This is a genomic window from Micromonospora sp. WMMD712, assembly GCF_029581295.1.
In the GTDB taxonomy this organism is placed as follows: Bacteria; Actinomycetota; Actinomycetes; order Mycobacteriales; family Micromonosporaceae; genus Micromonospora; species Micromonospora carbonacea.
Genome location: NZ_CP120743.1, coordinates 4,416,341 through 4,427,724, shown reverse-complemented (window position 1 = coordinate 4,427,724; position 11,384 = coordinate 4,416,341). Strand labels below are relative to the sequence as shown.

Genomic DNA, 11,384 nt, shown 5'->3' with positions numbered 1-11,384 from the left:
GGGTCGCCGCCGCTTCTCCTACCCCGGCCCCGCCGGCCCATGCGCGACCCGACCGCCCCGCCGGCCCATGCGCGACCCGACCGCCCCGCCCGCCCATGCGCGACCCGACCGCCGCGAAGGGCCCGCCCGACCGCCCCCGTCAGCCGTCCGACCGCCAGGTCGCCGCCGCCCGACCCAACCGGTCGTTGACCGCCCGCCCCACCCCGACGTCCGGCACCCGCTCCGCGACGATCTCCGCCACCCCGGCCGCGTCGAGCCGGTGCAACGCGTCGAAGAGCCGGGCCGCCGCCACCGTCAGGTCACCCCCGGGCGACAGCACCTCGACCGCCGCCCAGTCGCCGCCCGCCGGCCGCTCCCGGAAGGCCAGCAGACCCCGCCGGGCACCGTCGCCGGCCGCCGGCTCCGTGCCGTCCACCACCCGCAACGGGGTACGCGGGGCGTAGTGCGCGGCCAGCGTCCCGGGTGCCACCGGCTTGCCGGAACTGCCCGGGCGTACGGCCACCGGGCCCACCGCCTCGACCAGGGTCTCCACCGGCAGCGCGCCGAGACGCAGCACCACCGGCCGCCCGCCCCGGGCGTCCACGATGGTCGACTCGATGCCACAGCGCGTCGGCCCGCCGTCGAGCACCACGTCGACCGCGCCGCCCAGCCCGGCCACCACGTGCTCGGCGCGGGTGGGGCTGAGCTGCCCGAACCGGTTGGCGCTCGGCGCGGCCACCGGCACTCCCGCCGCCGCGATCAGCGCCCGTGCGGACGCCTCGTCCGGCACCCGCACGGCCATCGACTCCAGCCCCGAGGTGACGATCGGCGGGATCGCGGCGGGACGGTCCACGATCAGCGTCAGCGGCCCCGGCCAGAACCGCTCGGCCAGCGCCGCCACGGCCCCGGGCACCGGCCCCACCAGCCCGGCCAGGTCGGCCGCGTCGGCGAGGTGGGTGATCAGCGGATCGAAGCTCGGCCGCTGCTTCGCCTCGAAGATCCGGGCCGCCGCGCGGGCGTCGAGGGCGTTCGCGCCCAGCCCGTAGACGGTCTCGGTGGGAAATGCCACCAGCCCCCCGGCCCGCAGGACCGAGGCCGCCTCGGCGATGCCGCTCTCGACGGGCAGGACGCGCGGGGATCCGGTGCTCACCCCCCGACGCTAACCTGCCCGCCCCGGGGGCGGCGGCTCGCCCCTTCTCCTCTCCCCGCCGGTACGAAAGGATGCGGGCATGCTCCGGACACCGCGTGCGCTCCTGCTCGACTTCGGTGGGGTCCTCGCGGACGCGCCGTCACCGCCACCGGACCCGCCCGAGCTGGTGCAACGGCTGTTCCGGCTCGTCGACGGCGCGGTCCCCGCCGAGCAGATCGCCCGCGACCTGACGGCCGGCGCCCACGCGTACGGGCGGTGGCGCGACGAGGAGAGCGCCGGGGAGCACCCCGTCGAGCTGAGCCACCGGCAGGTGTGGGCCAGGTTCGTCACCGGCGGCTGGCCGGCACCGGCCCGGGCCGCCGTCGACCGGGAGGCGACCCCGCTGGCGTACGCCTGGACGTGGCACCCCGAGTGGGACGTGCGCCCCGGCATCCCCGCGGCCCTCGCCGCCGCCACGCGCGCCGGCCTCCCGCTCGCGGTCGTCAGCAACACCACCTGCGGTGCCGCCCCCCGCGACTTCCTGGCCGCCGCCGGCCTCGGCCCGCTGTTCACCGCGCAGCTCTACAGCGACGAGGCGGGGATGCGTAAGCCGAACCCGGAGCTGGCCCGGCTCGCCGCCCGGGCGCTCGGCGTGCCGGTCGCCGACTGCTGGTTCGTCGGCGACAGCCGGCACCGCGACGTCGCCTGCGCCCGCCGCGCCGGAGCCGGGGCGGCGGTGCTGATGCGCTCACCGCGCACCGACCGCGAGGAGCCCCTGCCCGAGCTCGCCCCGGACGCCGTTGTCGAGGACGGCCACGGCCTGCTCGCCCTGCTCCGCGCTTGCGAGGTCACCGAACGGCCGAATGACCGCCCTCGTTGAAGACGCCGACACGCCTCGTCACCACGGGGCGAGGGCTCGCCGCTGGACAGCTTGAAACGCTGGGCTGTACGGATGGCTGCGCTCGGGGCCGAGATCAACCAAGGAAAGTGCTGGTGGAGCCCAGGGGACTCGAACCCCTAACCCCTGCCTTGCAAAGGCAGTGCTCTGCCAGTTGAGCTAGGGCCCCGAGGGCGGGCGGAACCGCCCGGAGCTGGCAGTCGAAGAGACGGTCAGCGCAGGTCGGGCGCGGTGGTCGCCTCGTGCCACAGGGCCCGCTCGTCGTTGGAGGCCTTGACCTTGCGAGCGACCAGGGCAGCCACACCGACGACGCCGGCCAGAATCAGAAGCTTCTTGAACATGGGGCGACCCCTTGCGCTCGACAGCCGTCGGAACGATGTGCGGTGGGGCTAGCTGGAATCGAACCAGCGACCTCAGAGTTATCAGCTCTGCGCTCTAACCGACTGAGCTATAGCCCCGCGTGGCGACGGCCAAGGTTAACGCATCCGCCCGCCGCGCCCCAAATCGGGGGCCGCCGAGCAGCACGCGCCCCGCCGTACCCCCGAAACTACCCGGACGCACGACGCCGGGGCGACCGCTTTACGCGGCGCGCCCCGGCGTCGGACTCGTGTTTTGACCATCGGGGGGATTTGTGGTGGTCGAGGTCTAGCGGAATGGGGAGGACCCTGTCCATGATCTGAGTTCTCACACAAAGATCATCAATGGGCAGGGTCCTCGATGAGGAGAGTAACGGCTACTGGTGCTGGTGACGGCGAGCTGGGCCGGATCTTGTTGGATGCGTGGCGGCGGGAGTTGTACGAGGGCGTCCTGGTGTCCCGGTCACGGACGTTGTTCACGCTGGTCGACGAGCTGGCCGCCGATCAGGGCCGGTGTGGCTGTCCGGCGCATCTGTCGCTGGGCGCCGTCACCGGGCACGCCGCGGCGTACAGGGCGTTGCGCGACGGTGAGGTGGACACCGGCCGGGCGTTGCGGGCGGCGTGTCGGATCGCCGCTCGGTCCGGCCTGCCCCGGGTGTATGCCGTCGACACCACCGCGTGGCCACGGCCGAACGCGGCCACCAGCCCGGACCGGCAGCCGCAGTACACCCCGGGCGGCCCGCGTGGCGCGGCGCTGATCAGGACCGGGTGGCGGTATCAGCACGTCGTCCGGTTGACGCTGACCCCGGACTCGTGGGTCGTGCCGGTCCTGACCGACCGGATCGCCTCCGGCGACGACCTGGTGGAGGTCACCGTGGACCACATCGCCCGGGTCTGCGCCCAGGACGGGGCCCGCCCGGCCGATCCGTCGCTGTTCCTGCTGGATTCCGGCTATCCCGCGGCCCGGATCACCCATCTGCTGCGCGAGCGCGGGATTCCCGCGGACGTCCTGGTCAGGCTGGCGACCTCGCAGACCATGTGGACCCGACCCGAACGCCGGGCCGCTCACCCACTCGGAGGCCGGCCCCGCCGGCACGGGTTCCGGCTGGCCCTACGCGAACCCGACCTGACCCCGGACGCCGGTGTCAGCGGACCACTCGACATCTACGGCATCGTCACCGTTCGGGCCTGGCATCAGGTCCACCCCAAACTCACCCGCGCCAGCCGCGGATTCACCGACCCGGGTACCCTCCCGATCGTCGAGGGCACCGTGCTACTCGCCCGGGTCCAGCACCTGCGCCCCAGCCGCCGCGCCGGCGACCTCGCACTCTGGTACTCCGGCCACCGCCGCGACCTGCTCACCCTGGTCATGACCTACCTGGCCCGCTTCGACGTCGAGCACTACTTCCGCTACTTGAAAACCACCGCCCAGGCCCCGGACTTCCACCCCCGCCAGCCCGGCACCCTGACCACCTGGCTCCGCCTGCACGCCTACGCCTACCTGCACCTGTTCTGCGCCCGCAACCACATCACCCACCACCGGCTGCCCTGGGAACCCGCCACCACCACAACCCCGACCCCCGGCCAGACACGCCGACAGGTTTCGCCCGCTCTGCGCAACGCCTGGCAACCACCAGGACACGCGAAACCCGGGCACCCCGGACCCGGACGCCCTGCCGGAAGACGCCGCAAACGCCGCACTCGCTATCCGGTCATCCGCAAGAACGCCGTCCACAAGGGCAAATGACAGCCCTCAACCACACCACCACGAACACACCCACACCACACCGCCAGACCACCCTGCCCACAGAACGGTCAAAACACGAGACGACGCCGGGGCGACCGCTTTACGCGGCGCGCCCCGGCGTCGGACGCGGTCAGTCCCGCTCGGCGAGCGTCAGCTCGATCCCGCCGACCAAGTCGGCGCAGACGTTGTAGACGAACGCGCCGAGAGTCGCCAGCGCGGTGAACAACACGACGTTGACCAGGCCGATCAGGGCGGAACTCAGGATCACGCCCTTGGCGGTGATCTGGAAGGTGCTGCTGCCCTGCCCGCCTGCGGCCACCAGGTCGGTCAGGCTGTCGTTGACGCTCTGGAACACGCCCATCGCGTCGAGCGCCAGGTAGAGCACCGACGTGGCCACGACCACCACGATGAACAGCACGACGGAGACGGCGAACGCGAACTTCATCACGGACCACGGGTCGATCCGCTTGAGGTTCAGCCGGGCCCGGCGGGGCCCGCGCGACGCGGCCGAGCTGACCGACGTACGCGCCGCGCGCACCGCGTCACCCACGCGGGCGGCCCCGACGGCCGACGCACCGGCCACCCCCGGCGGCAGCCCGCCCCCGGTGGCGGGACGACCGAGGCCGGCCGGCCGGGCACCGTCCGGCTGCGGCTTCGTGGTGGTGGTGCCGCCCCCGATGCGCGGCAGGGTGCCCGTGACGGCGCTGCTGCCGGCCGCCGGCTGCCCGCCGCCGGTCCTGATCGGCTGGGTCGTCGCCGGGCGGGCCGCACTGCCCGCCGCCACGGCCGGAGCCGCCGCGGAGGTGGGCGCGTCGATGCCGGATGTCTCGGTCTTGTCGCTCGCCCCCGAATCGTCGCCGGGTGAGTCCGGCGGCGGCGCCATACCGGGCGCCCGGGTGAACTTCGGGGCAGGCGCGTCGGCGGGGACGGTTGCCCGGCCCACGGCCGCGCGGCCGGTCGCTGGTGCGCCGCCCTTCGCGGCGGCCTCCTCGTCGACCGGGTTGGCCGAGGTCCCCTTGTTCCCCGACTTCGCCTGTGTCTCCGTCATCAACTAGTCCTGTTCGTCAGGCTCGTCGGCATTGCGAGCAATCGCCACGATAGTCACGCCGTCCGGGAGGTCCATCAGCTTGACCCCCATTGTGTTCCGGTCACGCGTACGGCGTACAGGCTTCACCGGAGTCCGGATGACGCCACCGTTGCTCGTGATCGCGAACAGCTCGTCGTCCGGGTGGATCACCACAGCGCCGACCAGACCACCGCGGCGCTCGGTGATCTTCGCAGTCAGCACGCCCTTACCTCCCCGGCCCTGCACCGGGTATTCCTCGATCGGGGTACGTTTCGCGTATCCCCCGTTCGTGGCCACCAGGACGTCCAGCCCCTCGCGGACCACCTCCATGGCCAGCAGGACGTCGTCGTCGCTGAACCGCATGCCGATCACGCCCGACGTGGCCCGGCCCATCGGCCGCAGCGCCTCGTCCGTGGCGTTGAAGCGGATCGCCTGCGCGTTCTTCGACACCAGCAGCAGATCGTCGGACGGGGCGACGAGGGCAGCACCGACCAGCTCGTCCTCATCGCGCAGGTTGATCGCGATGACTCCGCCGGAACGGTTGGAGTCGAACTCCTCGAGCCGCGTCTTCTTCACCAGGCCGTTCTTCGTGGCCAGTACCAGGTAGGGGGCCACCTGGTAGTTCGGGATTTCGATGATCTGCGCGATCTGCTCGTCCGCTTGGAACGCGAGCAGATTGGCCACGTGTTGGCCCTTGGCTACCCTACTGGCTTCCGGAAGCTCGTACGCCTTGGCCCGGTACACCCGGCCCTTGTTCGTGAAGAACAGGATCCAGTCGTGCGTCGAGCACACGAAGAAGTGGCTGACGATGTCGTCCTGCCGCAGCGTGGCCCCGCTGACGCCCTTGCCGCCGCGCCGCTGCGAGCGGTACAGGTCGACCTTCGTCCGCTTCGCGTATCCCGTCCGGGTGATCGTGACCACCACGTCCTCGCGGGCGATCAGGTCCTCCATCGAGACCTCGCCGTCGAACGGCACGATCTTCGTACGCCGCTCGTCGCCCCACTTCGCGACGATCTCGCCCAGCTCCTCCGAGACGATCCGCCGCTGCCGCTCCGGCTTGGCCAGGATGTCCTTCAGGTCGGCGATCTCCAGCTCCAGCTTCGCCAGGTCGTCGAGGATCCGCTGCCGCTCCAGGGCCGCCAGCCGACGCAGCTGCATGTCCAGGATCGCGGTCGCCTGGATCTCGTCGATCTCCAGCAGCCGGATCAGGCCCTGCCGGGCGTCCTCCACCGTCGGCGACCGCCGGATCAGGGCGATCACCTCGTCCAGGGCGTCCAGCGCCTTGCTCAGACCGCGCAGGATGTGCGCCCGCTCCTCGGCCTTGCGCAGCCGGAACGCCGTCCGCCGCCGGATCACCTCGATCTGATGCTCGACGTAGTAGCGGATGAACTGGGCCAGGTTGAGCGTGCGCGGCACCCCGTCGACCAGCGCCAGCATGTTCGCGCCGAACGTCTCCTGGAGCTGGGTGTGCTTGTAGAGGTTGTTCAGCACCACCTTCGCGACCGCGTCGCGCTTGAGCACGAGCACGATCCGCATGCCCGTACGCCCCGAGGACTCGTCCCGGATGTCGGCGATGCCCCCGAGCTTGCCCTCCTTGATCAGCTCGGCGATCCGCTCGGCCAGGTTGTCCGGGTTCACCTGGTACGGCAGCTCGCTGACCACCAGCGCCGGGCGGCCCCGCTTGTCCTCCTCGACCTCCACCACGGCCCGCATCCGGATCGACCCACGACCCGTGCGGTACGCGTCCCGGATCGCCTGGGTGCCCACGATCAGACCGTGGGTGGGGAAGTCCGGACCCTTGACGATCTCGATGAGCGCGTCGAGGGTCGTCGCCTCGTCGACGTCCGGGTTCTCCAGGCACCACTGCACCGCCGCGCCGATCTCGCGCAGGTTGTGCGGCGGGATCTTCGTGGCCATGCCGACCGCGATGCCCTCGGAGCCGTTGATCAGCAGGTTCGGGATCCGCGACGGCAGGATGGTGGGCTCCTTGGCCCGGCCGTCGTAGTTGTCCTGGAGATCGACGGTGTCCTCGTCGATGTCCCGCAGCATCTCCATCGCCAGCGGGTCGAGCTTGCACTCCGTGTTGTGGCTGACGAAACCGTCGGAGACGAACGAGTGGTCGTCCGTGTCCACCCGGATGCTGTAGACCGGCTGCACCCCGGCGTCCGTGACGCTGGCCACCTCGGCGTAGTAGAACCGGCCGTCGACCAGCGGCTCGACCACGTCGAGCACCTCGCGCTCGGTGATCCGGGCCACGATCTCGTCGCGATCCCGCTCCCAGCGCTCGATCCGGTCCACGTTGTGCCGGCGCAGCCAGTCCCGCTCGGTCCACCGGGTGGCGCCGTGCTCGCGGACGAAGTCGCCGACCAGCGGCACGTAGTCGCCGGAGAGGGCGGTGCTGCTCGCCGGCACCTGGGCCAGCTCCGACTCCAGCTTGGCCTGCTTGCGGCCGAGGAAGCCGACCTGCTGGGCGAAGATCCGGGCGTCGCGGCGGTTGGTCACCACGACCTTGATCTCGCCGTTGTCGTACCGGCACTGCCGGCTGATGACACCGAACTCCAGCAGGAGCTGCTGCACCTCACGGGCCAGCCGCTCGCTGCGGGTCGAGTACGAGATCTGGATGGTGTTGCGGGGCAGCAGCGACGACGAGCCGTCGCCCTCGAAGAGCGCCTGGAGGAAGGCCCGCTTGATCGCCGCCGGCCCCCGCCAGACGAACTCCGGCACGAACTTCGCGGCACTCCGCGCCCCGACCAGCTCGCCGAGGATGCTCTCCCGCAGCGCGGAGAGGTCCTGGACATCGAGCTCGTGCAGCAGGCTGCCGGAGGCGATGGTGCGCTGGCTGACGTAGCGCGGGCCGCCGACGGCGAGGTCGTAGGCCGCGAGAACCCGGACGAAGAACTCGCGGTCGGTGTTGTTGAAGCCGGCCCGGCCCTCGGACACCCAGCCCTCGCTGACGAACGCGCCGGCGAGGACGGCCGCCTCGACGTGCTCCAGCATCGGGTAGCCGATCTCGTCCGGCACCGTCCGCTGGATGACCACCCGGTCGCCGGGGCCGATCTCGGCGAGCAGCTTCCACAGCAGGGTCGGCACGCCGGCCACGTCGACCAGGCAGAGGACCGGGTGGTTGTGGGTGCCGGTCAGCTCGTACCCCTCGCGGGTGCGCAGCCGCAGCGTCGGGTGCTCGCCGGAGTGGAAGAACTTGCTGGCGCGGACCAGGTCGCCGTTGCGGTCGCGGACCTTCAGCTCGATGTCGGTCTCGCTGCTCGGCGCGGCGTCGGGAACGACGTCGCCGATCCGGACCGCGCCATCGGCGGTACGAATACGGACATTTGCGGTGATGCAGTATCTCATCGCCGCAGCCGGGTCGTTTCCGGGCGAACCGAAGTTGCCGTTGCCGTCGACCAGCGGGTAGCGCAGCGACCAGGGCTGCGCCATCCGGACGAGCGCGTCGTAGATCGCCGAGTCGCCGTGCGGGTGGAACTGACCCATCACGTCGCCGACGACGCGGGAGCACTTCACGTAGCCGCGGTCCGGCCGGTAGCCGGAGTCGAACATGGCGTAGAGGATCTTGCGGTGGACCGGCTTGAGCCCGTCCCGGACGTCCGGCAGCGCCCGCCCGACGATGACGCTCATGGCGTAGTCGAGGTAGGAGCGCTGCATCTCCACCTCAAGGCCGACCGGCTCGATCCGGTCGTGCGCCACGACTGCGGCGGCGGGGGTCTCGGGGACCTCGGGCTCGCTCGGGGTGGACTCGGGGGAATCGGTCACTGTTAACCCTTATCAGAATCAGAGTCGGTTTCGTGCTGTGGATAACCGCTGTGGAAACCGGCCGAGCTGTGGATAACTCTGTGGATCGGCGGGCCGCCGGCGGACGGCCGGGCGGGCCCGCCGGCTCCGTCAGATGTCCAGGAAGCGGACGTCCTTGGCGTTGCGCTGGATGAACGAGCGGCGTGCCTCGACGTCCTCACCCATCAGCACGCTGAACAGTTCGTCGGCCACCGCCGCGTCGTCGAGCGTGACCTGACGCAGGGTGCGGGTCGCCGGGTTCATCGTGGTCTCCCAGAGCTCGGGGTAGTTCATCTCGCCGAGGCCCTTGAAGCGCTGGATGTCGTCCGGCTTGGCGTTGGGCTTCTTCTGCTGGCGCAGCGCGATCAGCCCGTCGCGTTCGCGGTCGGAGTACGCGTACTGCGCGTCGTCGCCCTTCTTGTTCCACTTGATCTTGTAGAGCGGCGGGGCGGCCAGGTAGACGTGGCCCAGCTCGACCAGGGGCCGCATGAAGCGGAACAGCAGGGTGAGCAGCAGCGTCTGGATGTGCTGGCCGTCGACGTCGGCGTCGGCCATCAGCACCACCTTGTGGTAGCGCAGCTTCTCCATGTCGAAGTCGTCGTGGATGCCGGTGCCCAGCGCGGTGATCAGCGCCTGGACCTCGTTGTTCTTCAGCACCCGGTCGATCCGGGCCTTCTCCACGTTGAGGATCTTCCCGCGGATCGGCAGGATCGCCTGGGTGCGCGGGTCGCGGCCCTGCTTGGCCGAGCCGCCGGCCGAGTCGCCCTCGACGATGAAGACCTCGGACTCGCGCGGGTCGGTGGACTGGCAGTCGGCGAGCTTGCCCGGCATCGAGCCGGACTCCAGCAGCGACTTGCGGCGGGCCAGCTTGCGCGCCTGCTGGGCGGCGATGCGGGCGCGGGCGGCCTGGGACGCCTTGGTGATGATGATCTTCGCCTCGGCGGGGTTCCGGTCGAACCAGTCGACCAGCCACTCGTTGCAGACCCGCTGCACGAAGCTCTTCACCGGGGTGTTGCCGAGCTTGGTCTTGGTCTGGCCCTCGAACTGCGGGTTGGCCAGCTTGACCGAGATGATCGCGGCGAGGCCCTCGCGGATGTCCTCCCCGGAGAGCTTCTCGTCGCCCTTGAGCAGCTTCTTGTCCGCTCCGTAGCGGTTGACCACGCTGGTCAGCGCCGCGCGGAAGCCCTCCTCGTGGGTGCCGCCCTCGTGCGTGTTGATCGTGTTGGCGAAGGTGTAGACCGACTCGCCGTACGACTCGTTCCACTGCATCGCGATCTCGACCGACATGCCCTCCTCCTCGGCCCCGAACTCGACCACCGTCTTGTGGATCGGGTTCTTCGAGGCGTTGAGGTGCCGGACGAAGTCGGCGATGCCGCCCTTGTAGCAGAAGGTGACCTCGCGGGTCTTGCCCTCCTCGCCCTCGGGGACCCGCTCGTCGAGCAGGTGGATGGTGAGGCCCCGGTTGAGGAAGGCCATCTCCTGGAGGCGGCGGTAGATGGTCTGGAAGTCGAAGTCGACGGTCTCGAAGACGTCGGCGTCGGGCCAGAAGGCGACGGCCGAGCCGGTGCGGTCGGTGGTCTCGCCCTTCTCCAGCGGCGACGGCTTGGAGTTGGCGTACTGCTGCCGCCAGACGAAACCGGACTTGTGGATCTCCACCGCCATCTTCGTGGAGAGGGCGTTGACGACGGACACGCCGACGCCGTGCAGACCGCCGGAGACCGCGTACGCCTTGCCGTCGAACTTGCCGCCGGCGTGCAGCACGGTGAGCGCGACCTCGACGCCGGGCTTCTTCAACTTGGGGTGCAGGTCGACCGGGAAGCCACGCCCGTTGTCGGTGACCCGGACCCCGCCGTCGGCCAGCAGCACCACGTCGATGGTGTCGCAGTGGCCGGCGAGCGCCTCGTCGACCGCGTTGTCGACGACCTCCCACACCAGGTGGTGCAGACCACGCTCGCCGGTCGACCCGATGTACATGCCCGGCCGCTTGCGAACCGCCTCCAGCCCTTCGAGGACGGTGATCGACTCGGCGCCGTACTCCTGCTTGTCCTGCGCTGCCACCCTCGGCCACTTTCTCGCGCCGCCGCGCCGCAAGCGGCGAGTCGGGCGCGGGTTCGGCGGACAGGACGCGACGTCGGCGCGCGGACCGGCACCGGGCGTGAACCGGGGCACGGGCCGGAGCGCCGGTCGCCGCGGATGCCCGCGGATCGCGATCGGCTCGACCCGACGTGGGACAATTGATCTCGGGCCCGGTGGGCCCGTGTCCGTCGCACCGTGTCGGGTCTTCGTCTCGCTCTCAATCTTACTGTGCGCAGACGACAGAACCGCCACTCGGCACCCCTTCGCGGCGGCTGAGAACTCCGTAGCCGGCCGATCCGCGCCACCCGCGACTCCCCCTACACGCGAGCCCCGGATCGGGTGGCGGC

The 11,384-nt window shown here is 71.0% G+C and carries 7 protein-coding genes and 2 tRNA genes; 2 read left to right on the top strand and 7 right to left on the bottom strand.

The features are described 5' to 3' along the window. Nucleotides 1-139: 139 nt before the first annotated feature. Complete coding sequence (locus O7633_RS19120; protein WP_282328597.1) at nt 140-1,105, bottom strand: L-threonylcarbamoyladenylate synthase; 966 nt, start codon at nt 1,103-1,105, stop codon at nt 140-142. A 103-nt stretch (nt 1,106-1,208) separates the two neighbouring features. Between O7633_RS19120 and O7633_RS19115 the strand changes: the two genes are divergently transcribed. Further along, the gene (locus tag O7633_RS19115; RefSeq protein ID WP_282323396.1) at nt 1,209-1,988 is read left to right on the top strand and encodes an HAD family hydrolase; all 780 of its coding nucleotides are present in this window, start codon (nt 1,209-1,211) and stop codon (nt 1,986-1,988) included. A 111-nt stretch (nt 1,989-2,099) separates the two neighbouring features. Here O7633_RS19115 and O7633_RS19110 read toward each other — a convergent pair. The 3 genes from O7633_RS19110 to O7633_RS19100 form a co-directional block, all read right to left on the bottom strand. Beyond that, nucleotides 2,100-2,175: transfer RNA gene (locus O7633_RS19110), tRNA-Ala, on the bottom strand. A 43-nt stretch (nt 2,176-2,218) separates the two neighbouring features. Beyond that, nucleotides 2,219-2,347 (bottom strand): DLW-39 family protein, encoded by a 129-nt coding sequence (locus O7633_RS19105; protein WP_218107428.1) that lies wholly within the window; start codon nt 2,345-2,347, stop codon nt 2,219-2,221. A gap of 43 nt (nt 2,348-2,390) precedes the next feature. Beyond that, nucleotides 2,391-2,464: transfer RNA gene (locus O7633_RS19100), tRNA-Ile, on the bottom strand. A gap of 259 nt (nt 2,465-2,723) precedes the next feature. Between O7633_RS19100 and O7633_RS19095 the strand changes: the two genes are divergently transcribed. Beyond that, nucleotides 2,724-4,109: a hypothetical protein gene (locus tag O7633_RS19095; RefSeq protein ID WP_282323395.1), complete on the top strand. Its 1,386-nt coding sequence runs from the start codon at nt 2,724-2,726 to the stop codon at nt 4,107-4,109. A gap of 130 nt (nt 4,110-4,239) precedes the next feature. Here the strand turns inward: O7633_RS19095 and O7633_RS19090 are convergent, their stop codons facing one another. From O7633_RS19090 to gyrB, 3 genes are all read right to left on the bottom strand, one after another. Continuing rightward, on the bottom strand, nt 4,240-5,157 hold the full coding sequence (locus O7633_RS19090; protein ID WP_282323394.1) for a DUF3566 domain-containing protein: 918 nt from the start codon (nt 5,155-5,157) through the stop codon (nt 4,240-4,242). Between the two features lie 3 nt (nt 5,158-5,160). Further along, a complete protein-coding gene (gyrA, locus tag O7633_RS19085) occupies nt 5,161-8,877 on the bottom strand; it encodes an intein-containing DNA gyrase subunit A (protein WP_348776340.1) in 3,717 nt (1,238 codons plus the stop codon). A 195-nt stretch (nt 8,878-9,072) separates the two neighbouring features. Beyond that, entirely contained in the window at nt 9,073-11,019 is a 1,947-nt protein-coding gene (gene gyrB, locus O7633_RS19080) for a DNA topoisomerase (ATP-hydrolyzing) subunit B (RefSeq protein WP_282323392.1), read from the bottom strand. Between the last annotated feature and the right edge of the window lie 365 nt (nt 11,020-11,384).